Source organism: Mycobacterium sp. 1165178.9 (genome assembly GCF_001673555.1).
In the GTDB taxonomy this organism is placed as follows: Bacteria; Actinomycetota; Actinomycetes; order Mycobacteriales; family Mycobacteriaceae; genus Mycobacterium.
This window is the reverse complement of record NZ_LZMB01000291.1, coordinates 14,802-38,654: the sequence shown is the minus strand read 5'-3', so window position 1 is coordinate 38,654 and position 23,853 is coordinate 14,802. Positions and strand designations below refer to the sequence as shown.

General features: G+C 63.9%; 23 protein-coding genes. 13 read left to right on the top strand and 10 right to left on the bottom strand.

The window, feature by feature from the left end; translation table 11 throughout:
• Positions 1-22: 22 nt before the first annotated feature.
• From A5652_RS12545 to A5652_RS12530, 4 genes are read right to left on the bottom strand one after another with little or no spacing between them, the layout of a single operon-like run.
• The gene (locus A5652_RS12545; RefSeq protein ID WP_067351248.1) at positions 23-1,561 is read right to left on the bottom strand and encodes a class I adenylate-forming enzyme family protein; all 1,539 of its coding nucleotides are present in this window, start codon (positions 1,559-1,561) and stop codon (positions 23-25) included.
• Positions 1,561-2,760: an acyl-CoA dehydrogenase family protein gene (locus tag A5652_RS12540; protein ID WP_067351245.1), complete on the bottom strand. Its 1,200-nt coding sequence runs from the start codon at positions 2,758-2,760 to the stop codon at positions 1,561-1,563. The genes A5652_RS12545 and A5652_RS12540 overlap by 1 nt, the downstream gene beginning before the upstream one ends.
• Positions 2,757-3,731: an acyl-CoA dehydrogenase family protein gene (locus A5652_RS12535; RefSeq protein ID WP_067351242.1), complete on the bottom strand. Its 975-nt coding sequence runs from the start codon at positions 3,729-3,731 to the stop codon at positions 2,757-2,759. Before A5652_RS12535 ends, A5652_RS12540 begins: the two co-directional genes overlap by 4 nt.
• Positions 3,732-3,737: 6 nt before the next feature.
• Positions 3,738-4,934, bottom strand: a complete 1,197-nt coding sequence (locus tag A5652_RS12530) for an amidohydrolase family protein (protein ID WP_067351240.1) — start codon at positions 4,932-4,934, stop codon at positions 3,738-3,740.
• 116 nt (positions 4,935-5,050) lie between these two features.
• On the opposite strand from A5652_RS12530, the gene A5652_RS12525 reads away from it, so the two are divergent.
• Together A5652_RS12525 and A5652_RS12520 are read left to right on the top strand one after the other, a co-directional pair.
• The gene (locus tag A5652_RS12525; RefSeq protein ID WP_067351237.1) at positions 5,051-6,145 is read left to right on the top strand and encodes an acyl-CoA dehydrogenase family protein; all 1,095 of its coding nucleotides are present in this window, start codon (positions 5,051-5,053) and stop codon (positions 6,143-6,145) included.
• 13 nt (positions 6,146-6,158) lie between these two features.
• The gene (locus A5652_RS12520) at positions 6,159-7,058 is read left to right on the top strand and encodes a TIGR03619 family F420-dependent LLM class oxidoreductase (RefSeq protein ID WP_067351234.1); all 900 of its coding nucleotides are present in this window, start codon (positions 6,159-6,161) and stop codon (positions 7,056-7,058) included.
• Here A5652_RS12520 and A5652_RS12515 read toward each other — a convergent pair.
• Positions 7,048-7,485 (bottom strand): nuclear transport factor 2 family protein, encoded by a 438-nt coding sequence (locus tag A5652_RS12515; protein ID WP_067351287.1) that lies wholly within the window; start codon positions 7,483-7,485, stop codon positions 7,048-7,050. The genes A5652_RS12520 and A5652_RS12515 overlap by 11 nt on opposite strands.
• 61 nt (positions 7,486-7,546) lie before the next feature.
• Here A5652_RS12515 and A5652_RS12510 point away from each other — a divergent pair, with 61 nt between their 5' ends.
• From A5652_RS12510 to A5652_RS12500, 3 genes are all read left to right on the top strand, one after another.
• Positions 7,547-8,191 carry a cysteine hydrolase gene (locus A5652_RS12510; RefSeq protein ID WP_067351232.1) on the top strand — a complete coding sequence of 215 codons (645 nt, stop codon included), beginning with the start codon at positions 7,547-7,549 and terminating at the stop codon, positions 8,189-8,191.
• 79 nt (positions 8,192-8,270) lie between these two features.
• Complete coding sequence (locus tag A5652_RS12505; RefSeq protein WP_067351229.1) at positions 8,271-9,464, top strand: amidohydrolase family protein; 1,194 nt, start codon at positions 8,271-8,273, stop codon at positions 9,462-9,464.
• Positions 9,461-9,961, top strand: coding sequence for a MaoC family dehydratase (locus tag A5652_RS12500; protein ID WP_067351227.1), 501 nt, complete (start codon positions 9,461-9,463; stop codon positions 9,959-9,961). The genes A5652_RS12505 and A5652_RS12500 overlap by 4 nt, the downstream gene beginning before the upstream one ends.
• Here A5652_RS12500 and A5652_RS12495 read toward each other — a convergent pair.
• Complete coding sequence (locus A5652_RS12495; RefSeq protein ID WP_067351224.1) at positions 9,933-12,296, bottom strand: CaiB/BaiF CoA-transferase family protein; 2,364 nt, start codon at positions 12,294-12,296, stop codon at positions 9,933-9,935. The two genes, A5652_RS12500 and A5652_RS12495, sit on opposite strands and share 29 nt — an antisense overlap.
• Complete coding sequence (locus tag A5652_RS12490; RefSeq protein ID WP_067351284.1) at positions 12,293-13,750, bottom strand: aldehyde dehydrogenase family protein; 1,458 nt, start codon at positions 13,748-13,750, stop codon at positions 12,293-12,295. Before A5652_RS12490 ends, A5652_RS12495 begins: the two co-directional genes overlap by 4 nt.
• Before the next feature lie 278 nt (positions 13,751-14,028).
• Here A5652_RS12490 and A5652_RS12485 point away from each other — a divergent pair, with 278 nt between their 5' ends.
• The 8 genes from A5652_RS12485 to A5652_RS12450 are packed head-to-tail and all read left to right on the top strand — an operon-like array spanning position 14,029 to position 20,780.
• Positions 14,029-15,201 (top strand): cytochrome P450, encoded by a 1,173-nt coding sequence (locus A5652_RS12485; protein ID WP_067351219.1) that lies wholly within the window; start codon positions 14,029-14,031, stop codon positions 15,199-15,201.
• Positions 15,201-16,382: an acyl-CoA dehydrogenase family protein gene (locus A5652_RS12480; protein ID WP_067351216.1), complete on the top strand. Its 1,182-nt coding sequence runs from the start codon at positions 15,201-15,203 to the stop codon at positions 16,380-16,382. Before A5652_RS12485 ends, A5652_RS12480 begins: the two co-directional genes overlap by 1 nt.
• A gap of 17 nt (positions 16,383-16,399) precedes the next feature.
• Positions 16,400-16,975 carry a MaoC family dehydratase N-terminal domain-containing protein gene (locus A5652_RS12475; RefSeq protein WP_067351213.1) on the top strand — a complete coding sequence of 192 codons (576 nt, stop codon included), beginning with the start codon at positions 16,400-16,402 and terminating at the stop codon, positions 16,973-16,975.
• The gene (locus A5652_RS12470; RefSeq protein WP_067351210.1) at positions 16,975-17,394 is read left to right on the top strand and encodes a Zn-ribbon domain-containing OB-fold protein; all 420 of its coding nucleotides are present in this window, start codon (positions 16,975-16,977) and stop codon (positions 17,392-17,394) included. Before A5652_RS12475 ends, A5652_RS12470 begins: the two co-directional genes overlap by 1 nt.
• A gap of 10 nt (positions 17,395-17,404) precedes the next feature.
• Positions 17,405-18,517: an acyl-CoA dehydrogenase family protein gene (locus tag A5652_RS12465; RefSeq protein ID WP_067351207.1), complete on the top strand. Its 1,113-nt coding sequence runs from the start codon at positions 17,405-17,407 to the stop codon at positions 18,515-18,517.
• Positions 18,514-18,966: a MaoC family dehydratase gene (locus A5652_RS12460; protein ID WP_067351204.1), complete on the top strand. Its 453-nt coding sequence runs from the start codon at positions 18,514-18,516 to the stop codon at positions 18,964-18,966. The genes A5652_RS12465 and A5652_RS12460 overlap by 4 nt, the downstream gene beginning before the upstream one ends.
• Positions 18,963-20,132, top strand: a complete 1,170-nt coding sequence (locus A5652_RS12455) for a lipid-transfer protein (protein WP_067351201.1) — start codon at positions 18,963-18,965, stop codon at positions 20,130-20,132. The genes A5652_RS12460 and A5652_RS12455 overlap by 4 nt, the downstream gene beginning before the upstream one ends.
• Positions 20,133-20,177: 45 nt before the next feature.
• Positions 20,178-20,780 carry a TetR/AcrR family transcriptional regulator gene (locus A5652_RS12450; protein ID WP_067351197.1) on the top strand — a complete coding sequence of 201 codons (603 nt, stop codon included), beginning with the start codon at positions 20,178-20,180 and terminating at the stop codon, positions 20,778-20,780.
• A gap of 10 nt (positions 20,781-20,790) precedes the next feature.
• On the opposite strand, the gene A5652_RS12445 is transcribed toward A5652_RS12450, so the two are convergent.
• From A5652_RS12445 to A5652_RS12435, 3 genes are all read right to left on the bottom strand, one after another.
• Positions 20,791-22,002 carry a cytochrome P450 gene (locus A5652_RS12445; protein WP_232001176.1) on the bottom strand — a complete coding sequence of 404 codons (1,212 nt, stop codon included), beginning with the start codon at positions 22,000-22,002 and terminating at the stop codon, positions 20,791-20,793.
• A complete protein-coding gene (locus A5652_RS12440) occupies positions 21,999-23,219 on the bottom strand; it encodes a CaiB/BaiF CoA-transferase family protein (protein ID WP_067351189.1) in 1,221 nt (406 codons plus the stop codon). The genes A5652_RS12445 and A5652_RS12440 overlap by 4 nt, the downstream gene beginning before the upstream one ends.
• 75 nt (positions 23,220-23,294) lie before the next feature.
• Positions 23,295-23,825, bottom strand: a complete 531-nt coding sequence (locus tag A5652_RS12435; RefSeq protein ID WP_067351281.1) for a nuclear transport factor 2 family protein — start codon at positions 23,823-23,825, stop codon at positions 23,295-23,297.
• Positions 23,826-23,853: the final 28 nt, after the last annotated feature.

Sequence of the window (23,853 nt, the reverse complement as noted above, 5' to 3'; positions counted from 1 at the left end):
CGCTCGCCTGCTTGACCACCAGTCAGGCACCAAACCGCGCGCGCAGTTCGTTCTTCAGCACCTTCCCGGTGAGGTTTCGCGGCAGCGCTTCCACCAATTCAAGTCGCTCGGGGTATTTGTGGCGACTCAAGCCTTTGCCCTCGCAATGCTCCGCCAATGTGTCGAGGGTGACATCACTTCCGGGTTCAGCGACCACGATCGCGCAAACACGTTCGCCCGTACGAGGATCCGGGACACCGATGACCGTGACGTCCGCGACGGCCCGATGCGTGGCCAGTATGCCCTCGATCTCCAGCGCCGAGATGTTCTCCGCATTGCGGATGATCGCGTCCTTGATACGACCGGTAACCACGACGTTTCCGTCGGCGTCAATGCGGCCCCGATCGCCGCTGCGGAACCAGCCCTCGCCATCGAATGCGTCGGCGTTCATAGCTTCATCGACATAGCCCAGGAAGCATTGCGGTCCTTTGAGCCGCAGTTCGCCCTCCTCCCCCGCTTCCACTTCGCGTCCGAAATCGTCGACGACACGGACGGACACCCCGGCTACCGGGCGGCCCACCGTATGGTCGAGCACCTCCGGCGCTCCGTCCGGCGGTGGTGAGGTCACGACTGGAAATTCGGTCAGCCCCCAGGCGTTCGCCACCCCGGCGACCGAAAACGTCTCGCGGACTTGACGTCCCAGTTCGGCAGTGATCGGCGCCCCACCGCCGACACAACCGCGCAGATCGGGGAAGAGTGGATCGGCGCCGTGCTCTCGCTGTGCTGCCATGAAGGCGACAAAGAACGGTGTAGCCGAGCCCAGCATCGTCGGCCGGTGCGCAGCGATCGCCTTCGGGGTGAGCACCGGATCGAACTCGTCGAACAGCACCAGTCGCATGCCGGTCAGCAGGCTCGCCGCCAACATCGCCGCACCGCCGATGTGTGACACCGGAAACGCGATCGGATTGACGTCGTCGCTGGATGCACCGAACATTCCCACCACCCCGGCCGAGCCTGCGATCACCGAGCGATCGCAATGCCGGACGCCTTTCGGCGCCGCGGTGGTACCTGACGAGTAGTAAACCCACCGTGGCAGCGTCTCCGAGGTGGGAGGCGCGGGCAGCGATGCGGGATCGACTGCAGGAAGTCGAAGGCCCTCACCGGCACGGGCCGCATGGTCAATGACCAAAACCGTCATCGGCTGCTCTCGTGCCAGCTCGTCGGCGAGTGCGACATGGTCGAACCCACGCCACGAACCTGGCACGATGATCACCTCGGTACCGAGTTGCCCTGTCGCGAATCGAACTTCACTCTCGCGCCAGATCGGCAGGATGGGATTTTGCACGGCGCCGAGGCGTGTCAGCGCCACCATGACGACCATCGTCTCGAGCGTGGTCGGCAGCTGCCAGGACACCACAGTGCCGTCGCGAATCCCGCGCTGCGCCAACGCCGCCGCGGTGCGCTCGGCCGCGTCGCGCAACTCTGCGTTTGTCAGGCTCCGGCGGTAATCGTCGGCGAGCACGATTCGGTCTGGATGCGCGCGGGCCGCTTCTTCAACCAAGCCCCAATAGGTTCCGGTCATCAGCCGCTCGGAAGCAACAACCGACGTTTGGCGAGGATGTTGCGCATCATTTCATTGCTTCCGCCGGAGATCGTATAGGCGCGTGACCACAGCCAGCATTCTCGCAGACGTTGTTTGGCCTGTTCGACTCTCGGATCGGCGGCTACCGTACACACCGTCGGGGCGAGTTCGGCACCGTATGCCGAAACCCGGTGATAGGTCTCGGCGAAACTCAGCTTGGCGATCGAACCGTCACCCGGTTGTTCGGCACCGGCGACGAGGCGTTCGACATGGTCGTCGATGAAGGACTTCGCCACTTCGGCTTCGACGGCCAACTCGGCCACTGCCTGCCGGATGTCATCACGTTCGAGGGCCGGGGTGCCTTCGATGATCGCGTTGCGCGCCACCATCACCAGATCATCGATCAGCAGCTCAAGTAGGACGACGTTGCCACCGATCCCGATACGCTCGAAATCCAGGCCCGCCATGATAATTGACCAACCTTGGCCGGGCTCGCCGATCAGGCTTGCCGCGGGCACCGCTACGCCGTCGAGAAAAACTTCGTTTACCTCGATCGCCTCGTTGATCGTCCGGATCGGACGAACCTCGACGCCGGGCGTTGACATCGGGACCGCGAACACCGAGAGGCCATGGTGACGTGATGAATTCGGGTCGGTGCGGATGAGCGCCAGCCCCATGTCGGCCCAGTGCCCGTCGGTGATCCAGGTCTTCTGACCGTCGATCATCCACGTGCCGTCGGGCTGCTCGACAGCCCTGCTGCGGACGGCGGCGATATCGCTACCCGCGTCGGGCTCGCTGAGCAGCTGACACCAGATGTGCTCGCTGCGGCGAATCGGCGGCAGGAGTGCGGCTTTCTGATCGGCCGACCCAAAATGCAGCAGCACATGGGCGGCGAGGTTCACCTGGTCGACGGGCCGCGGAGCGCGGGTACGCAGGAGCTCCTCGCTGAGTATGCGGTCGTGCAGGGGATGGTGATCGGCGCGTCCGCCGTGCTCGACCGGCCAGTCGGCGCCTAAGAAACCCGCGTCGAACAACGTGGCGAACCACTTACGCAATTGCGCTTGCTGTTCGCCGTTTTTCGGCGCCCGGTGCCCTTCCCTCGCCTCGAATGGAGGTGCGTGGTCGGCGATATGCCGCCTGACTCGATGCCTGTACTCGGTCAGCTGCGCTTCGCTGGGCCGGGTGGTGGCGGCGCTCACCAACCCGACCTCTCCGCGAGTAGCGCACGACTGAAGCGAGCTGTGCCGAGCAGGTAGCCATTCGTAAATACCCGGCGCAACTCGTGGTGTAAGGGGTACTCCCAGGTGAATCCGATACCGCCCGAGAGCTGCATGCACTCGTCGACGGCAGCGGTTGCCTTCGCGGCGACGAATGCGTGCGCCGCGGCGGACAACGTGATGGCGTCGTCCGAGATTTCGTCGGCCTCCAGGGCACGGGCGGCCTTCATGATGACCGCGCGTGCCTTCGCCTCGAGGACCAACAGATCCACCAGCCGGTGTTGCACCGCCTGGAAACTCGCGATCGGCACACCGAAGGCGATGCGCTCCTTCAGGTAGGCGACCAGTCGCTCGAATGTGGTTGACATGGCTCCCAGGGAATCCGCGCTGAGCAGAACCCTCGCGACCGCGAGCAATCGATCCGCTTGTTCGGGTCCACCGATCATGACGCTCTCCGCCCCGGAAAGGTCGACGCGCCATGCCGCGCGGCTGATATCCAACAACTCGTCATCTCGGCTTCTCAGCATTGAGTCGGACATCTCAAACAGATGGATTCCGTTGCGCCCCAGTGTGACCAAGATGTCGATGACATCGCCGTTCGCAACCCGGACCGTGTCGCCCGCCAACGCGCAGCCCGCCGTTGTGGTCCCGTCGAGCATCGCGGGTAACCATCGGTCGCGCACCTCGCCGGGCGCCGGGGCCAACGCCGCGGCAGACAGCACACAGCCGAACCAGGTCGACGAGTTCAGTGCGCGGCCGAGTTCCTCGGCGATGACGGTCGTCTCCACTGGACGCCATCCGCTGCCGCCAAGCTTTGCCTCGACGAGCAGCCCCGTCCAGTCCATGGCCGCGAGCTCTTTGACGGAATCCTGCGCAACCCGTCCGCTCAGGAAATCGCGCGCGGCTTCGCGCAACAGATCGAGGTCGACGCCATCCTCGTCCGCATCACCCATCGAGCCCTAGCTCCGCCCTATCAACTGATCCGCATTGTCGCGCATGATCCGCTTCTTGGCGGCGTCGTCGAGCGGATCGAGCAACTTGACGAAATCAGCAGGCTCGGCCAGCCCTTCTGCGTGCGGGTAGTCGGAGCCCATCACGAGACAGTCGTCGTAGCCCAAGCTGGTGACGATCGCAGGCGTATCGTCCTCGGGATACGGCACCACCCGAACGTGCTGCCGGAAGATGGCAGACGGCTTTTCCGTCAGTTTCCCGCCGATCCAAGGGCCATTTCGGCCCATGCCGCGGCTCTTGTCCATGTGTTTCGTGAAGAAGGGCACCCACTCTGCACCGTGTTCGGCGACAAGCACGTTCAACCCGGGAAATCGGCCGAATAGGTTGTCGAAGATCAGCGCTGAGAGGGTCTCCTCGATCGGGCGTTGGCCGTAGACGTTCATCCACTGCCAGGCCGACATGTGCCACGAGGCAGGATCTGCGCAGTGCCCCCAGGCAGGTGAGATCGCATCGAAGTACCAGAAGGGCATGATGTGGAACACCAGGACACAGCCGGCTTCCTGAAGTCGGGCGTAAATCGGATCAAAGTAGGGGTCCCCTGGAGATCGGCCGTATGCCGGGCCCGTCGGCAGCAGGACAAACTTCGCACCTTGCGCGATCAATGCGTCGGTTTCGGCGACGGCTGAGTCTCGGTCGCGAAGTGAAAGGAGCCCGGTCGCGTATATACGGTCCTGGTAGTTAAAGCCCCATTCCTCGTCGAACCATCGGTTGAACGACCGAAGATTCGCATAGAGCGCGGGGGTGTCATCAACGTAATGCTCGGCAGACAGGGCCATGCCGCTCGGATAGATGACCATACGCTCGACGTTCTGCTTTTCCATTACCGCGAGCCGTGCTGAACGCTCGATGTACTCGGGCTGCATGGGCTGCGGCTCGTAGGACTCCTCCGGGTTGCCGGATCCCATCTGCCTGAGCATCTCTTTCAGCGATCCAGGGCGGTATGCGACGTCCAGACCCAGGCCCCCCTCACTGTTGAAAGTTGCGACTCGATGGCCGGCGAGGATTACCTCGACTCCGTCCGCTCCGCGCACAGTGGTGATGGCCCGATCCTGGAACTCCTTGGGCAGGTAGCGCGTAAACGCATCACGAGTCTCGTAGCAGTGCGTATCGCAATCGAAGATCCCGTAGTCGAGTTTCGTCGTCACCGCGCGGCTCCTTCATGCGAGAATGATGATTCTCCTATTTCAGAAAAGATACTATCCTTTCTCGGCAGTGCCTATCCCGGGTCGGGGCCGGGCATCCCACACCAAAGGAATCCGCGATGAGTGAAGCCGACGAACTCCGGCAGTCGGTGCGGGAGTTCCTGGCCGTCGCTTCGCCGTCCGACCGGGTACGTGACCTCATGTCCACGGCGGAGGGGTATGACAAATCGGTGTGGCATCAGATGGCACGTGACCTGGGACTGCACGGGATCGCCGTCCCCGAAGAGTTCGGCGGGGCAGGTGCAACCTTATCCGAACTCGCAGTCGTGTTCGAGGAGATGGGCGCCGCGCTGTTGTGTGCGCCGTTCTTCTCCACCGTCGCACTCGCTACGCAAGCGATCCTTTGCAGCGGCGACGCCGCCGCGATGGGTGACTATCTACCGGACTTTGTCGACGGATCCATGACCGCGACGGTAATCCTCAATAGCAGCCTCGACGCGTGGGATCCGCAAGCCGTCACGCTGTCGGCACATCCCGACCGCGCCGGTCATCGGATTCGGGGCGACGCGGATCTCGTTCTCGACGGCCATACCGTCGATGTTGTTCTCGCCGCGGCGAATACGAGCGAGGGCACATCGCTGTTCGCGGTCGCGGCGGACGCCGAGGGGCTTACTCGTGAGCCGCTCACCACGATCGACCGCACGCGCAAGGTCGCGCGTCTGCAGTTCCACGACGTCCCCGCCCGGTTGATCGGAACAGATGGGGCCGCGGCCCCTGGCCTGGCCCGCACGTGCGACCTCGCGATCGCCGCACTGGCTGCCGAGCAGGTTGGCGCCGCCCAACGCTGCCTCGACATGGCCGTGGACTACGCCAAAGAGCGAGTTCAGTTCGGGCGGGCCATCGGCAGCTTCCAGGCCGTCAAGCACCGTTGCGCGGACATGCTGGTGCTTGTCGAGGGCGCCCGCTCTGCCGCCGTCCACGCTGCGGAGTCCGCTGACCGGAGCGACCTACCGGTTGCTGCGTCGGTGGCGAAGATGGTCTGCTCGGAAGCCTTTCTGCAAGTCGCCTTGGACAACATGCGAATCCACGGCGGCATCGGTTTTACCTGGGAACACGACGCACACCTCTACGTTCGGCGCGCCAAGGCCACCGAGCTGATCTTCGGCAGCCCCGACCACCACGCCCAACGCCTGGCAGCCCTGGCCACACCATGAAAGGACCCCCAACGTGACCATCTCGTACTCCCTGGAATTGCCCACCCAGCGGGTCGAGGCCGTGTCCGAATTCGTCACCGCCGAAGCGATCTCCGAAATCGCGCGCGCCGGCGAGGCGAGCGGCTTCGCCGCCGTGCACGTCACCGACCACCCCGCCCCCGACGCCAAATGGCTCGACCACGGCGGACACCACGCCCTGGACCCATTCGTCGCGCTGTCCTTTGCTGCGGCCGCCACCACGGTCGTCAGGTTGCTCACCAACGTCTACATCGCCGCCTACCGCAACCCATTCCTGGGCGCGAAGTCGATCCAGAGCCTGGACGTCCTCTCCGGCGGCCGCCTGATACTCGGCACCGCGGCGGGCTACCTCAAACCCGAATTCAAAGCGCTGGGAATAGATTTCGAAAACCGCGGGGCGTTGCTGGACGAGGCGCTGGACGTGCTCAACAAGGTGCTTACCGGCGAGGATATCGCCTACGAGGGCACCTCGTTCGCCGCGCGAGGCGTGCGACTGTATCCGGTACCGGCGAATCCGCCACCGATCTGGGTTGGCGGCAACAGCAAGCCCGCGGTACGCCGTGCGGTTGCCCGCGCGCAGGGGTGGGCTCCGTTCAACACATTCGGCTACGCGACCGCGTCACGGACCGCTGAGATCTCGACGCTTGAGGAATTGGCGTCGGCCATCGCCTGGGCCAAGAAATACGCGGCCGAGATCGGCCGTGCCGAACCGCTGGACATTTGCTTCTCGGCAGGCAACCTGCTCGACGACAGCAGGTCGACCGACGAACGGCACGCCACCATCGCACAGCTGGAAGCGATAGGCGTGACGTGGCTGACCATCGCACCCCAGGGCGCCACCCGGGCCGAATACATCGACCACGCGCACGGTTTCGCAACGGAGTTCATCGCATAAGGCTGTCGGCTGCAAAGCCGTCCACGTTGATGCGCCGATACGCGAACAACCAGTGCCCGTTCAGCGTTACTAGAACGTCGCGATACCGTCCCCAATGGTCGAGGCCGATATCGGTGTGGACGGCGAAATAGCTACTGACCTCAACCCGCTCCCTGGCAACAGAACCGAACCGAATGCTCGAAACGTGATGGCGCACATGAGTGGGCGGCTGCCTCGCCGGGTCGGGGTCGTTGGACATGGCGGCGCCGAGTCCCGCCTCGATCTCCGCGGGGCCGGTGAGCGGGTGCGCTCCGCCGGTGAACTCGAGGACGCCGTCCGGTGCGAAGCAAGCGGCGAGACCGCGCAGATCGAACCGGTCGGTGGCGGCGGTATAGTCCGCGAGCGTTTGGCGCACCGACTCACGGACTTCGAGCTCCCAGGCATCCATCTGCTCTCCCTCGACCAACTGACTGGAAATTGCGTTCTCGCACACGATAACGTCTATTCTCATGCCGCAACCCCGCCTGCTTGATCTGTTGACCCCCGCCACCACCGCCCTGGTCACCCAGGAATGTCAGGGCGGTGTAATCGGCTCGCAGGCCGGCCTGCCCATGCTGGCCGAGGAAGCCAGCCGGGAGGCGATTCCCAACATCGCCACGCTTCTCGACGCGGCTCGGGCGGTCGGCGTCTCGGTGGTGCATTGCCTTGTGCAGAAGCGCCCAGACAATCGCGGGTCCAATAGCAATGCCAGGCTGTTCATGGCGGGGAAGTCGTTCGCCGCCGATTTGACTCCGGGCAGCCCCGGCGCCTCGGTACTACCTGAGTTCGGCCCGGATCCAAGCGATCTGGTCCTTACCCGCACGCACGGCGTCGGACCGATGACGGGTACCGACCTTGACTCGGTGCTCCGCAACCTTGGAATCCAGACCATTGTGGGCGTGGGTGTCTCGGTCAACATCGCGATTCAGAACTTTGTGATGGACGCCGTCAACCGCAGCTATCAGTTCGTGCTCCCACGCGACGCGGTATGTGGCTACCCACGCGAATACGCGGAATCGATCATCGACAACACGTTGGCCCTGCTGAGCACGGTGACCACTACCGAAGCAGTCGTGAAAGCGTGGCAAGAACTCGTGGGCGGTAACCCCGCATAGCTGTTGCGGAATGTTGGTGATAACGTCATTTCCACATAGCGTAAACGGTCATATTCGCTGCCCTGGAGGGATCAGTCACATGTCTACCCGGTCCTTGCCCTACCCGGTCTTCGACATCGACAACCACATGTACGAGACGAGGGAAGCGCTCACCAAGTACCTGCCCAAAGAGCACCGCGGCAAGGTCGGCTACGTCGAGGTCAACGGACGGCCCAAGCTCGTCGTCAAGGACCACATCAGCCACATGATTCCCAACCCGACATTCGAGCGAGTGGCCAGGCCGGGCAGCGCCGAGGACTACTTCTTGGGCAACAATCCAGAGGGGCTGAATTTCCGCGAATTCATCGGTGAAGCAATGGATGTCATCCCGGCCTACCAGGCCCCGGCCCCTAGGTTGGAGCTGATGGACGAACTCGGCATAGATCAGTGCGTCATGTACCCCACCCTCGCCAGCCTCATCGAGGAGCGCACCACCGACGACGTCGTCCTGACCCACGCAATCATCCATGCGCTCAACGAGTGGATGCACGAACACTGGACGTTCAACTACCACGACCGCATCTTCGCGACGCCCGTCGTTTGCCTGCCACTCGTCGACGAGGCCATCAAGGAGCTGCACTGGTGTCTCGAACGGGGAATGAAAACGTTTTTGGTTCGCCCAGCTCCGGTGCCCAGTCGCTTCGGCGGCTCGCGATCGATGGGTCTGCCCGAGTTCGACCCGTTCTGGGAAGAAGTCGTCAAAGCCGACGTTCCGGTGACCATGCACGCGTCGGACAGCGGATACCAGAAACACCTTATGGAATGGGAAGGCGGCGACGAGTACCTGTCGTTCAAGCCGAGCGCACTGCGCGAGGTGGTGATGGGCCACCGCGCCATCGAGGACACCTTGGCCGCGATGATCTGCCACGGTGCGCTGTCGCGGTTCCCCGACCTGAGGATCTTTTGCGTCGAGAACGGCAGCGGGTGGGTGCGCAATCTTCTCGAACAGCTCAACACCGCGTACAAGATCATGCCCAAGGAGTTCGACGAGCATCCCGTCGAGGTGTTCAAACGCAACATCTACATCCACCCGTTCCTCGAGGACGACGTCAAGGGGATCGTCGACATCATGGGTGAGGATCACGTTATGTTCGGCTCCGACTTTCCCCACCCCGAGGGCATCGGCGATCCGTTGAGCTTTGTCGACCGGCTCGACGGCATCTCCGATGCCGCGAAGGCGAAGATCATGGGCGGCAACGCCATTGAGCAGTTGGGGCTCAAGGTCCCGGCATGACGCAGGCCTCCCCCACCGTCTACGAGGGCATCTCCGGGTTCGAATCCCACGTCGGTGAACACCTCGGCTACAGCGGGTGGCACGAGGTCACGCAGAAGGAAATCGATCTGTTCGCCGAGGCGACCGGTGATCATCAGTGGATCCATGTCGACGCGGAGCGGGCCGCCAAGGGTCCGTACGGTAGGACGATCGCGCACGGATATCTCACGCTGTCGCTGGTTCCCATTCTCGTGCAACAGATTTATCGGGTCGCGGGACTGTCGATGCAAGTCAACTACGGTTCTGACAAGCTTCGCTTCCCTGCCCCGGTACCGGTCGACTCGCGCATCCGCGCCGGCGCCGAACTGATCAAGGTGGAACGCAACGACAAGGGCGGCCGGGCCACCGTGCGAGTCACCGTCGAGGTTGAGGGGTCCGACCGACCGGCATGCGTGGTCGACACCATCGCAGCCATGGTCGATGCTGAACCTAGGCGTTCAGCAGCCGTTCGCCGATAACCCGGTCGTCACGCAGCTTCGTCAGCTCGTCCTCTGACAGACCGAGAGCCGCCAATACCTCGTCATTGTGTTGACCGAGCGTCGGCGACGGTGCGCGGTGATGCCGCACGGGTCCCGGCGTGATCCGAAACGGCCAGCCCGGGAATCTCTGTCGTCCGGCGAGCCGATGCTCAAGCTCTTCGTAGAAGCCGCGCGCCTCGAGCTGGTCGACGTCGTACATCCGGTCCGCGGTGAGGATCCGCTCCGCGGGGACACCACGGTGAAGAAGCATCTCGGCGATCTCGTCGGGCGGTCGACTCGCCGCCCATCCGGAAAGCACCTCGTCGAGAGCGTCGTGATTGTGCAGCCGTGCCTGTGGTGAGGCGAACCGCGGGTCGTTAAGCAGTTCGGGACGGCCGATCACGTCGACGACGGCGGCCCAGTCGCAGTCGTCACGCACCGAGACGGCCACCCACTCATCGTCGCCACTGGCCGCGTAGACGCCTTGTGCGTAGTTGCGGTGGCGGTTGCCTTCCCGCTCGTACGCCCGGCCGGTTAACGAGTATTCGATGACCGGCTCGGCCGCCACCGCCGCGCCGACCTCGATCTGTGCGACCTCGATCAGTTGGCCTTCACCGGTTCTGCGCTTGTGCTCGAGCGCGGCCAGTAGTGCGACGGTCGCGTGTACACCGACGATCGGATCGGCAGGCCCTTGTAGGTTGCACGGTGGACCGTCGGGGTAACCGGTGGCCGCCGACATCCCCGATATCTGCTCGAAATTCAGTGCCCACCCGACGTAGTCGCGCCATGGACCTTCGAGACCTAGGCCCGGCATGCGGACCATGATGACCTCCGGATTCACCTTCGCCAGCGAGGCGTAGTCCAAACCGAACTGCTCCACCACGCGCGGCGAGAAGTTCTCCACCACGACATCTGCCTCGGCGGCCAGCTTGAGGGCTAATTCGCGGCCGTCTTCGGTGCTGAGATTCAAGGTGATATCGCGCTTGTTGAGGTTGGTGCCCTGCCACATCGGTCCTATCTCGTACCAGTCATCGGTGCTGCGCAGCAGCGCGCCCGAGTACCGGTGACCGTCCGGACGTTGGATCGACTCGACCTTGACGACATCGGCGCCGAAGGCACCCAGATAGCAGGTGAGGTACGCGCCGGACCAGAATGTGCTCAGGTCGAAAACCTTGAGATCTGCGAACGGCAGTGTCACATCGTCAACTGCGGATGCGGCCGGCTTCGTCCGTCGATCGTGCGATGAAGCTGCCGCTCGATCGCCCAGCCGTGGCGCTGGTTTCGGTGGCTCAACCGGCGTGCGGGCCAACCTGAACGGTGCGCCCGGTCGGAGGAAAAGTTGGCCTCCCGCTTCGCTTTCGATGAAGAACCCCCGCTCGCGGTACTGGGGACAGTCGAGGATGGATGCTCCATCGTTGACTGGTGCCGCGGGGATTCGCATCGCCTGGCTCAACTCGACCAGATCGGCCACGGTCATCGAATCGAGCCAGGGCTGCGCCTTCGCGAAGAACTCCGCGCGTTCGGGGCCGCCCAGCATGATGGCTATTTGGTGATCGCCGAATTCCGGCAGTCCTACCATCGCGCAGACGTCCAGCCAGTGCTGCCCCGTTAAGCAGTTGATCCCGATCCAGCCGTCGGCGGCGCGTACTATGCCGAGCATCGGACCCGCCTTTGAATTCGCCGGAAGACCAAGGCTTTTCAAACGCTCAGCCATCAGCATCGGATACGCCAAGGTTGACAAGAGTGACTCGAACGCCGAGACATCGACCTCGATCACCCGATCAAGACCGGCATCCGCGACCCGCAGGGCCGTCAGGGCCCCGAGTGCTGCGTAGCTGCCGGCGATGTACTCGGGGATACGGACGCCGGCCTGTACCGGCGCCCGGCCGAGTTCGCGAGTGTTGACCCACCCTGACGCGGCCTGCAGGGTCAGCGACGTCGACTGGCGATCCCGGCGTGGGCCCTTTTGGCCGTAGTCGGAGATCCGGACGACAACGAGATTCGGATTGAGGCGTTGGAGTGCTTCGTGATTGAGCCCCCAGTTCAACCTGTCGGCCGATCCGGCCGGCAGATCCTCGACTACCACGTCTGCTTCAGCAAACATTCCAGCAAGCGCGTCGGGATGCGCCTCGAGATCGATTGTCAATCCGTGCTTTCCGGCGTTCAAATACTCAAACAGTCCGCTCGACGGGCCCCAGCTTCGCAGCGGATCCCCCGCCAGCGACTCGACCTTGTACACGTCGGCGCCGAGATCGACGAGCAGTTTGGTGCAATACGGCGCCGAAATGTCGGTCCCTACCTCGACGACCCGCAGCCCCGACAGGGATCGGGTCACTCGGGCACTCCGATCGCCTTCGGTTCCATGTATGCCCGCAGCCCCATCACGCCGCCCTCGCGCCCGATCCCGCTCTGCTTGAACCCGCCGAACGGCGCGTCGCCGGGTATCGTGCCATTGATCGAGATCTGACCGGTCCTGATCCGTCGCGCAAGTCCGACCGCACGCTCGATGTCGGTGCCCCAGATCGCGCCACCGAGTCCGTAGGCCGAATCGTTTGCGATGCCGACCGCTTCGTCGTCGTTACGGTAGCGCAGCACCGTCAACACCGGGCCGAACACCTCCTCCTGCGCGATAAATGACTCGGCGGTGGCATCAACCAAAACCGTTGGCTCGAAATAAAAACCGCGATCGAGCCCCTCCGGCCGCCTGCCGCCGGCGGCAATCTTCGCCCCGTCGGTTTCCGCGCGCCTGACGAAACCCTGAACCCTGTCCAGATGTTGGCGACTGATCAGCGGACCCATGCCGGTCGCCTCGTCGGTCGGGTCTCCTACTGTGACGGTGCGAGCCAGCTCGGCGAGCCGATCGACGACCTCGTCGTGCAGCGTGTCCGGGACCACCAGGCGACTGTTCAGGATGCACGCCTGACCCGCGTGCATCGTGCACCCTTCGAAGAGCAGCCTGTCGAACAATTCGTCGGTCAGATCGACATCGTCTAGTAGGATGCTCGCCGATTTGCCGCCGCACTCGAGCAGGATCCGCTTCATTGAGGTTGCGGCGCCGGCCATCACATCGCGACCGACGGCAGAACTTCCGGTGAAGGTCACCATGTCGACCCGGGGATCGATGGTCAAGATCCTGCTGGCCTCGACACTGCTCGGGGTGACGACGTTGACGACGCCCGGTGGAATCTCGGTCTCCTCGTCGATCAGCCGCGCCAGCGCGAGACCGGCCAGCGGTGTCAACGGCGAGGGCTTGAGGACGAGCGTGTTGCCCGCGGCTAGTGCGGCACCCAGCTTCATCACGTTCAGCGTGTGCGGGAAGTTCCATGGGGTCATCGCCGCGACCACACCGAGTGGCTCGTAGCGCAACAGGGTGGTCCCCGCCGCTCCCCAGGCGTCCATGGGCGCCTCAGCCGGTTCGAGCGCAAGTTCCGCGGCATGGCCGACCATGAACGCAGGGCCCTCCACATGGATCAGCCGCTCGTTTGCTGTGCAGCCCCACTCGGCCTGCGCCAGCGCGTAGATTTCATCGCACCGGGCGAGCAGCGCGTCGCTGAGCTGTTGGATGCAGCGGGACCGCTCGGCTGGATCCGCCACGGCCCAAGGCCCGGAATCGAAGGCGGCACGCGCCGCACCGATGGCCTGCTCAACCTGCGCAACACTGGCGTCCGGCGCCGAGGCGATGACCTGCTCGGTCGCCGGGTTGACGACGTCGTATCGCCCGGTGTCCGGTTCGACCCACCGGCCATCGATATAAACGCCATAGCTGTCGACCAGGCTCGACTCGGCCATCACATCACTGGACCTTCCCGATTGGTCGCCGAAGTGTACGGCGTCGCCCGATGCCGATGCGGACATATCCGACAATTCTTCAAGTATGTACACCCAAGGACGCACTGGCGTCAACGCCATTGCCATTCAAGTGCGTAAACAGTGATTGACATTCGCGATGTTTGTCCTGTAGACACAGCATTGCCGGACATTCATCGATTACCTGTCCGATCTCCGTGTGTCGAGGAAGGCCCATAGTGCCCGCTGACTCCACCTCTAGACCGACGTCCACGTTGCCTTTGCACTCTCCGGACTTCTACGCCGGTGACCCGTATCCGGGTTATCGCGAGCTGCGCAACAGCATGCCGGTGGTCTGGAACGACGTCACGAACTTTTGGGCCCTGACCAAGTACGAGGACATCCGCCAGGTCTCCGGTCATCCGCTGAAGTTCACGTCGACGAGGGGCATCTCGATCCCGGATCCCGCCATGCCAAGCCCGGTGCAGGAGGGAAACCTGATCTTCACCGACCCGCCACGGCACCGGCAGCTGCGCAAGCTGATCAACTCGGGCTTCACCCGACGCCAGGTCACGTTGCTGGAACCCAAGGTGCGCGAGATCGTCAAGGGCATTCTCGACGACGTCGACCCGGCACGGGTGTACGAGTTCGCCGAGGAGATTGCCGCGCCGCTGCCGACCCGGATGATCGCGGAGATGCTCGGCGCGCCGCCGGAGGACTGGGAGCGGTTTCGCACATGGTCGGACGCCGCGGTGGGCACCGCCGATCCCGATATCGAACTGGACAACATCGTGGCACTCGGCGAGCTGTACGAGTACTTCACCAAACTGATCGACGCGCGGCGCTCCGGCAAGGTCACCGGGCAGGACGATCTCCTGTCCATCCTGGCGGCCGCCGAGGTCGACGGCGAGCGCCTCACCGACGCGGACCTGCTCAATTTCTCCTTCCTGCTGCTGGTCGCCGGCAACGAGACGACACGCAACCTGATCGCGCTGGGCACGCTGGCGCTGCTGGATCACCCCGATCAGTTCGCCTTACTTCGCTCGAAGCCCGAGCTGTTGCCGTTGGCAGTCGAAGAGATGCTGCGGTTCACCAGCCCGGTGACCCACATGGCACGCGAAGCGACCGAGGACGTCGAGATCCGCGGCCACCAGATCAAGGCCGGTGAAACGGTGGTCATGCTCTACGGTGCGGCCAACCGCGACGAGGAGATCTTCGGCCCCACCAGCGAGGAGTTCGACATCACCCGAAACCCGAACCCACACATAGCCTTCGGGGCCGGCGAACACGCGTGCCTCGGCGCACAACTGGCACGGCTGGAGGCCAGGGTGATGTTCGAGGTGCTGCTGGGCACCTATCCGAGCATCGAACTGACCGGCGATGTGACGCGGCTGCGCGCCACGATGGTGCCGGGCGTCAAGCGCATGCCGGTGCGGATGGGCGCCGGTGTCTGATGGATTTCGACTACACCCCCGAGCAGGAACAGCTTCGAAAGAGCTACCGCGAACGCCTCGAAGCCGTGATGACCCCCGAACGCCGCAAGGCGATCGCAGGCTTGATGGAGGGTGGAGCCGCGGTGACCGAGTGTCGGCGGGCGCTCGGCGAGGCCGGGTTGCTTGGCGTCGCATGGCCGGTCGAGTACGGCGGCAGCGGGCTGACTGCGCTCGAGCAGTACATCTTCGGCGAGGAAGCACGCCGAGTCCATGCGCCACTGCCGATGATCACGCTGAACACGGTCGGCCCCACACTTATTCAGTATGGGACCGAGGAGCAGAAGCAGAAGTTCCTTCCCGCGATCCTCAAGGGCACCATCGATTTCGCGATAGGTTACTCCGAGCCCGGCGCGGGAAGCGATCTGGCCTCATTGCGGACCAGCGCCGTACGCGACGGCGACGAGTTCGTGATCAACGGCTCAAAAATGTTCACCAGCGGCGCGGAATTCGCCGACTACATCTGGCTGGCGGCCCGAACCGATCCGGAAGCCAAGAAGCACAAGGGCATCACGGTATTCATAGTGCCCACCGACTCGCCCGGCTTCTCCTGGAAACCACTGCGCACGATGCCCGGTGTCTCGACCTACTACACCTTCTACGACGATGTGCGCGTCCCGGAGAGCGCCATCGTCCTCGGCGAGAACCAGGGCTGGAAGCTGGTCACCAACCAGCTGAACCTCGAGCGCGCCGCACTCGGCAACCTCGGTGCGCTGGAGCCGCTGTTCAGCAAGACGCTGGAATGGGCCAAGACCACGGAACTCGACGACGGGTTCGTCATCGACCAGCCCTGGGTCCGACAGGCATTGGCACGGGTGGAGGCACAGGTCGCGGCCTACCGATTGCTCAACCTGCGGGTAAACACGAACATGAGCTCGGGTGGTCTGGGCATGGGCGAGGCCTCCGCCGCAAAGGTTTTCGGCACCGAGCTCACCCAGCAGGTGGCCCGCGAGCTGCTCGACGTGGTGGGCCAAGCCGGCCTGCGCAAGGAAACGTCGGCTCCGCTCCAGGGCGAGCTGGAGAGTGCCTACCGATTCGCCGTCATCAACACCTTCGGCGGCGGTGCCAACGAACTGCAACGCGACATCATCGCCATGGCCGGTCTCGGAATGCCGCGTGCACCCCGCGACATGCGAGCCTCCTGAAGGGAGTGTCGACATCTATGACCGAAGTGACCAATGACGAACTCCGTCAGCGCCTCGACGCGCTGATCGGCACGCCCACCGACGGAGTCGGCAAGCCCTCGCGCGCACCCGATCCGGTGAACGCCGCGATGATCCGGCACTGGGCGCACGCGTTGGACGACATGAACCCCGCCTACCTGGATGAGGAGTTCGCGCGAAATTCCCGCTACGGCGGCTTGGTCTCGCCGCCGGTGATGCTGCAGAGCTGGACGATGCCCCCACCGAAACTGGCGGGCATTCGCGAGCGCGGCGGTGTGCCGATCGAAATCAAGAGCAATCCGCTGCAGTTTCTGTCCGACGCAGGGTACACGGGCATCATCGCGACGAACTCCGAGTTCGAGATCGAGCGCTATCCGCGAGTCGGCGACCATATCACCGCCGAGACGGTGTTCGACTCGATCTCGGATGAAAAGAAGACGGCGATGGGCAACGGCTTCTTCGTCACCTGGGTGACCACCTACCGCGATCAGAATGGCGAGGTCATCGGCCGCCAGTGGTTTCGCACTTTGCGATTCAAGACGGGTGGAGCCCCCGCCGGAACGGCTGGGGACTGATGGCCAGCAGACTCGCCCCCTCCATCAGTCCCGACACCGAGTTCTTCTGGTCGGGCCTGAAAGACAACGAACTTCGCATCCAGCGCTGCGCGGACTGCCAGACGCTGCGCGTCCCGCCGAGGCCGATGTGCGGCAAGTGCCAGTCGCTGAAGTGGGACTACGTCGTGGCGTCGGGCCGGGGCACGGTGTACAGCTTCGTGATGCCGCAGTATCCGCCCCTGCCGTTCCTGCAGTACCCCTACGTCGTCACGCTCATCGAACTCGACGAGGGCGTCCGCATCGTGTCGAACCTCTGCGACATCGACCCCGCCGCCATCGAGGTCGGCATGCCCGTCGAGGTCTTCTACGAGACCTTCGAAGCACTGCCGAGCGGCGACGAGTTGGTGCTGCACCAATTCCGGCCGGCTGACCGAAGGTAACGCGGAAACAATGGATTTCACCTTCACCGAAGAACAAGAGACCGTCGGTAAAGTTGCGCGCCAGCTGTTCGAGCACCGCGCCACGCCCGAGCATCTGACCGAGCTGGAGACCGGCGACGTGCGCTACGACGCCGCACTGTGGACCGAACTGGCGTCCGCGGACCTACTCGGCATCGCACTACCCGAATCCGTGGGCGGCAGCGGCGGCGGATTCCTCGAGTTGGGTGTTCTGCTCAGCGAGGTCGGGTTCAGCGTCGCGCCGGTGCCGGTTTATGCCACGCTCGTCCTGGGCGCGGATACGATTGCACGGCACGGCGATTCCGTGTTGCAGCAGCGGTATCTGCCCAGCGTGGTCGACGGCAGCACGATCCTCACCGCGGCGCTCGTCGAACCGGCTAACTCCGAACCGAACGCCCCGCGCACCACCGCACGATCCGACGGCGACACGTGGCGGCTAGACGGCAGCAAGGAGCTCGTGCCCGCGGCGCAACTCGCTGCGGCCGTCGTCGTCTCGGCGCAGACCGAAGACGGTCCTGGCCTATTCATCGTCGACACCGGAACCGATGGCGTGAGTATCACACCCGTGCCCACCACCAATGGTGAACCCCACGCCGATATGGACATGACCGGTGCGATCGGGCGCCGGCTCACTGAGCACGTCGCCGGGAATATAGTCGGCTCGCTCTACACCCGCGCCGTCGTCGGCTTGTGTGCGATCCAAATCGGCGTTGTGGAACGGGCTTTGAAACTGGCCGCCAAGTACACCAGCGAGCGCGAACAATTCGGCCGCCCGATTGGATCCTTCCAGGCCGTCCAGCAGCGTCTCGCCGACGCGTTCATTGACGTCGAAGCCATCCGTTGGACCACGTGGCACGCGGCATGGTTGATCGCCCAAGGACGACCGGCCGATCGAGAGGCCCGCATCGCCAAGTTTTGGGCCGCCGAGGCAGGCGCCCGCGTCGCCTCCTCGGCCCAGCAAGTGCACGGCGGCATGGGAATCGATGTCACCTACCCGCTGTCCCGTTATTTCTTGTGGGCCAAGCAGAACGAACTCGCACTCGGGTCGGCATCACTGCAGTTGGCCCGGCTCGGCAACGCATACCTGGAAGGAAGCGACACATGACCTCCACCATCAAGCGCACAACGACCCTGGCGTGGAACACCGTCAATGTCGGTGACGAGGTCACACCGATGGATGTGCCCGTGACCACCACGCTGATCGTCGCGGGCGCCATCGCGTCGCGTGATTACATGCCGGTGCACCACGACCGCGACTTCGCCAATTCCCAAGGCTCCAAGGACATTTTCCTCAACATCCTGACCACCAACGGGCTGTGTGTGAAGTTTTTGCACGACTGGGCTGGACCCGAGGCAATGGTCAAGAAGCTTTCCGTTCGCCTCGGTGTTCCCGCCTACCCCAACGATCCGTTGCGCTTCGAAGGCAGCGTCACCGACAAGTCGTCGGCCGACGGAGAGGGCTTGGTGGAGGTCACCTTCAAGGGCACCAACAGCCTCGGAGCGCATGTCTCCGGCACCGCGGTGCTCAGCCTGCTCGATGGGGTCGATGCGTGAGCGCGGGCATCGGCGGGAAAACGGCTCTCGCCGGTATCGGCCAGACTGAATTCTCCAAGGAGTCTGGCCGCACCGAAATGCAGCTTGCCTGCGAGGCGGTCAAGGCGGCCATCGACGATGCGGGCCTGCGTCCCCGCGAGATCGACGGGATGGTGACGTTCACCGTCGACGAGAACGAGGAGATCGAGGTCGCCCGCAACGTCGGCATCGAGAACCTCTCGTTCTTCACCAGGGTGCCGCACGGCGGCGGAGCAGCGGCGGGCACGGTGATGCAGGCCGCTATGGCCGTTGCGACGGGTGCCGCCGAGGCGGTGGTGTGTTACCGAGCATTCAACGAGCGCTCCGGCTTTCGTTTCGGCGGCGCTGGACGCCAACCCGGTGTGACGCCGTTGTGGATGGCTCCATATGCCCCGTTCGGGTTCATGACGCCGGCCGCGTGGGTCGCCCTGCACGCTCAGCGGTACATGTCGACCTACGGGGTCACCAACGCCGACTTCGGCAAGGTTTCTGTCATCGACCGCCAACATGCCGCCAACAATCCAGACGCCTGGTTCTATGGCAAGCCGATATCCCTTGAGCAGCACCAGGAGTCGCGCTGGATCATCGAGCCGGTGCTGCGCCTGCTGGATTGCTGCCAGGAAAGTGATGGCGGCGTCGCGATGGTGGTGACCAGCGTCGAGCGCGCGCGCGATCTGCCCAAGCCACCCGCCGTCATCACCGCGGCCGCCCAAGGCGCCGCCTACGACGGCGAGGTGATGACAAGTTACTACCGCGAAGAGATCACCGGGCTACCCGAAATGGGCGTGGTAGGCGACAAGCTGTGGCGCGACTCCGGGCTGAAACCGGATGACATCTCGACGGCGTTCCTGTACGACCACTTCACACCGTTCGTGTTCACCCAACTCGAGGAGCTCGGGTTCTGCGGACGGGGCGAGGCCAAGGATTTTGTGTCGATCGACGAACTGTCGTTGGGCGGACGGATGCCGATCAACACCAACGGCGGCCTGCTCGGCGAGGCCTACATCCACGGGATGAACGGGATCACCGAGGGGGTTCGACAGGTGCGCGGCACGTCCTACAACCAAGTCGACGACGTAGAACATGTCCTGGTCACGTCGGGAACCGGCGTCCCGACCAGCGGGCTGATCCTCTCGCCCGACCGCTGAGTCGCAACACCGCTACCCTGACCGGAAGCTAGAAAGGGGTCCTCCATGACGCAGGCAACCGCGACCGACACCCGCGCTGCCATCATTGCGGCGGCCTTCGCCTGCTTTCGGACCCAGAGCCTGGCCAAGACGACGGTCGTCGACATTGCGCGGGCGGCCGACGTGTCCCGCAGCACGTTCTACGAATACTTCCGGGACAAGGAGACAATCGTCGAGGCCTGCGCGGAGGCGGCATCGCAGCGGTTCTACCGCAACATGGCCAAGGCGATCGACCGTCGCGGCGGTAGCACCCTGGAGGGCCGGCTTGTGGAAGCCGCCGTCTTCGTGAGCCAGGCACGGCGCGTCGTCGAGCCGGAAGCATACTTCGACGAGGCGGAAGTCAGCCTGATGATGACCAAGAACGCCGCAATGCTTCTCAAGGAATGCACCGAGTTCCTGGCGCCGTACGTATCGGCTGCCAGGTTGACCGGCGAGGTCCGAAGTGATCTCGACATCCCCACTGCGACCGAGTGGTTTGCTCGAATCCTATTCTCGTTGTTCACGACTCCGTCGCCGACGATCGATATGCGCGACGACGACGCGGTGGCCGACTTCGTGCGGGCCTACGTCGTGAAAGGGTTCGTCGACGGCGGCGCGCGCCGGCGCTGAACGGCAGGCCTCAGCCGACCCTGCGCACGGGAACATTGGACCAGCCACAGACATTCGCCATGGCCACCCGCTGTAGCCCGTCGCGGTCGACTTCGTACTCGGGAAGCAGGTCCAACAGCGCATCGAGTGCGATGCGGCTCTCCATCCGAGCCAGCGCCGCACCGAGACAACTGTGTATGCCGTAGCCGAACGCGAGGTTGAAACCCATCTTGCGGTCTCGATCGATGTCCAACCGGTCGGGGTCGTCGAACATTCGCTCGTCCCGGGTCGCCGAGCCTGTTACCAGTAGCACTGCACTGCCTGCCGGAATCGTTGTCCCGTAGTACATGACGTCGCGTGTGGCGGTCCGGACCTGATACTGCGAAGGCGCCTCGTAGCGCAGCAACTCCTCCACCGCGGCCGGGATTTTGCTTCGGTCGTCGCGAAGCTTGCGCCACTGGTCGGGAAAATCGGCGAACGCCACCATCGCGTTGCCCACCAACTTGGTGACCGTTTCGGCGCCCGCCCCTCCGAGCATTGTTGCGAAACCCGTGATGTCGACGTCAGTGAGCTTCTCCACCACGCCATCACGTTCGATCTCCGTCTCGATCAATCGGCTGATCATGTCGTCTTCTGGGTGGGCCCGCCGCTGCTGCACCAAATCGTAGTAATACAGGCCCGTACTCACCGAGGCCTGGTATCCCCGCTTGGTGGTGGCGATCTCGCCAGGATGGCGCTCAAGCAGCAAGTCCAGCCAGAGCCGGATCTGGTCGCGGTCCTGCTTCGGCACGCCCAGCATGGTGGTGATGACCTCGTTGGGAAACAGGGCCGAGAAGTCGGCAACGACGTCGAAGGACGCCAGATCCAGCGCCTCGATGCGCTCATAGACCTTGTCGCGCACCATATCTTCCAACGCGGCGATCGACCGCGGGGTGAATACGTTGCTGACGAGCCTGCGCATCTTCTGATGCTCGGGCGGGTCCATGGAGATGATCACCTTGGGTACCGGGATGGCGTCGTCGTGCGCCTTGACCATGTCCAGCGTCGCGCCCTTGGCTGACGAGAAGGTTTCGTGGTCTTTGGTTGCGGGTGCTACATCGTCGTACCGGGTAAGCGCCCAGAAATCCCACTTCGCGTTGTAATAGATGGGTGCCTGGTCACGCAGCCGTCTGTAGGTGTCGTAGGCCCCATTGAAGAATTCGGTCGAGAATGGGTCGAATTCGATGGAGATCGCTGAGCTCAAAGGATCGCCCCGGATTCCTTGTACTTCGTGATCGTGTCCCAGTCGATGCCGGCATCCATCAGGACTTCCTCAGTGTGCTGGCCGTGCTCGGGCGCTCCGGGCGGGACAACCGATCGCCCGTCGAATTGAACGGGGTTGGTGGGCAACGAAAATGGCACTCCGCCGACGGTCTGGGTGTGCGCGATGTAGCCGTTCGCAACGACGGCGGGGTCCTGACAAAGCTCGGCCGGTGTCTGCACGATTCCCCATGCCCCCGAGAGTGCCGCCAGAGTCTCGCGCCATTCGGCCAACGTGCGCTTGGCAAACGCCTCGTCCAGCAGCGCGACCAGACTTACCCGGTTCTCGAACCGCGCTGCGGGATCGGCGAATCGCGGATCGTCGACCAACTCGGGCAGACCAATCACCCGCATGGCCTCGGCGTAGAATTTGTCGAGTTGCAGCATCATCAGCTGCACGTAGCGGTCGTCTTTCGTGCGGTAGGTGGCCACCAGCGGGTTGGGTGAATCGGCGTGCCCATACTTGGGAATGGCACTGCCGCCGTGTATTTGGCTTACCGCGATGTCGGGGCTGAGGTTCCATGCGGCCAGCCCGAGTAGCGAGACGTCGACAACCGAGCCTTTACCGGTCGTCGCCTTCTTGTAGAGCGCGGCGGCGATCCCTCCCGCGATCGTCATCCCGCCGAGCAGGTCGCCGAACGCGGGACGCGAACGCACCAGCTCGTCGGCCTCCTCGGTGAGAACGTTAGCGATTCCCCCACGCGCCCAGTAGGACACACCGTCATAGCCAGGCTTGTCGGCATCGGGGCCTTTCGGCCCGTGCCCCGACCCCCGCACATAAACGATGCTCGGGTTGGCCGCGTTGATGTCCTCGACGTCGATGCCGAACTTCTTGCGGCGCTCCGGCAGGTAACTGGTCAAGAACACGTCGCAGGTCTTGGCCAGCTCGCGCACCACTTCCTGACCGCCGGGAGTGCTCAGGTCCACCCCGATGGATTTCTTACCCCGGTTGGGGATTTCGATCATGTAGTTGACCGACCCGCCGCCCCCGTCAACGATCCCCATCGTGACCAGTCCGCGCTGGGGATCACCGCCGCTACGCGGCTCGACCTTGATGACTTCTGCGCCCCACTCCGCGAGTACCGCGCCGGCCGAGGGCACGAACGTCCACGCGGCAACCTCCAGCACACGAACTCCGCTGAGCACCTTGTCGTCGGAAATGACGCCCTCCCCAACTTGCGAAAACTAGCATTTACGTAAATGAGAATGTCACTTTCGCTCTGCATTGTAAACGGACTACGGGCTCCGCGAGAGGCGCCCGGGTTGCTCGGGATCGCCCTTCTCCCAAAACGCGTGCCAACTCGGCATTCGCTGTGGCATGGCCGCGCGAAACGGTACGTCCGTTGGCCACCGGATGAAGTCCGGCCCGGGCCGTTCGGTCACGTCCACGGAGTACCACGGATGCTCACGCCGCTTGACGAAGTACCACCGGCCATCGCGTCGTTCGTAGACGTCGTCGTAGCGCATCGTGATGACGTACCACCCGTCTCCGTCCTCGTGCTCCGCGCGGCAGTACACCGATCCCGTCGCACGATCGGCGGCGATGAAGTCGAACTCGTGCCCGCAGATCAGGTGGATGCTGCGGTAGAACCGCCGCAGAAGCCCGTCATACCAGCGCTGCAACGCCTCCCGGCCGCGGCCCTGCGCGCCCGCCTCGACATCCTCGACGAAAAGCGCCGTTAGCTTCTCCAGGTCGCGGGCGTCCAGCGCCATGGCATAGCGGCTCGGCAGCTGGCTGATCGCCAAACTGGACTCGATCCGATCCAGACGGTCCGGCGCCATGGTTTGCAGTGTA

What these genes read in the sequence shown, in the direction of transcription:
- A5652_RS12460 (WP_067351204.1), top strand. Translation starts at nt 18,514, where the DNA reads ATGACCTCCACCATCAAGCGCACAACGACCCTGGCGTGGAACACCGTC.
- A5652_RS12515 (WP_067351287.1), bottom strand. Translation starts at nt 7,485, where the DNA reads ATGGATGCCTGGGAGCTCGAAGTCCGTGAGTCGGTGCGCCAAACGCTC.
- A5652_RS12465 (WP_067351207.1), top strand. Translation starts at nt 17,405, where the DNA reads ATGGATTTCACCTTCACCGAAGAACAAGAGACCGTCGGTAAAGTTGCG.
- A5652_RS12500 (WP_067351227.1), top strand. Translation starts at nt 9,461, where the DNA reads ATGACGCAGGCCTCCCCCACCGTCTACGAGGGCATCTCCGGGTTCGAA.
- A5652_RS12545 (WP_067351248.1), bottom strand. Translation starts at nt 1,561, where the DNA reads ATGACCGGAACCTATTGGGGCTTGGTTGAAGAAGCGGCCCGCGCGCAT.
- A5652_RS12470 (WP_067351210.1), top strand. Translation starts at nt 16,975, where the DNA reads ATGGCCAGCAGACTCGCCCCCTCCATCAGTCCCGACACCGAGTTCTTC.
- A5652_RS12450 (WP_067351197.1), top strand. Translation starts at nt 20,178, where the DNA reads ATGACGCAGGCAACCGCGACCGACACCCGCGCTGCCATCATTGCGGCG.
- A5652_RS12535 (WP_067351242.1), bottom strand. Translation starts at nt 3,731, where the DNA reads ATGGGTGATGCGGACGAGGATGGCGTCGACCTCGATCTGTTGCGCGAA.
- A5652_RS12490 (WP_067351284.1), bottom strand. Translation starts at nt 13,750, where the DNA reads ATGGCCGAGTCGAGCCTGGTCGACAGCTATGGCGTTTATATCGATGGC.
- A5652_RS12480 (WP_067351216.1), top strand. Translation starts at nt 15,201, where the DNA reads ATGGATTTCGACTACACCCCCGAGCAGGAACAGCTTCGAAAGAGCTAC.
- A5652_RS12505 (WP_067351229.1), top strand. Translation starts at nt 8,271, where the DNA reads ATGTCTACCCGGTCCTTGCCCTACCCGGTCTTCGACATCGACAACCAC.
- A5652_RS12525 (WP_067351237.1), top strand. Translation starts at nt 5,051, where the DNA reads ATGAGTGAAGCCGACGAACTCCGGCAGTCGGTGCGGGAGTTCCTGGCC.
- A5652_RS12510 (WP_067351232.1), top strand. Translation starts at nt 7,547, where the DNA reads ATGCCGCAACCCCGCCTGCTTGATCTGTTGACCCCCGCCACCACCGCC.
- A5652_RS12475 (WP_067351213.1), top strand. Translation starts at nt 16,400, where the DNA reads ATGACCGAAGTGACCAATGACGAACTCCGTCAGCGCCTCGACGCGCTG.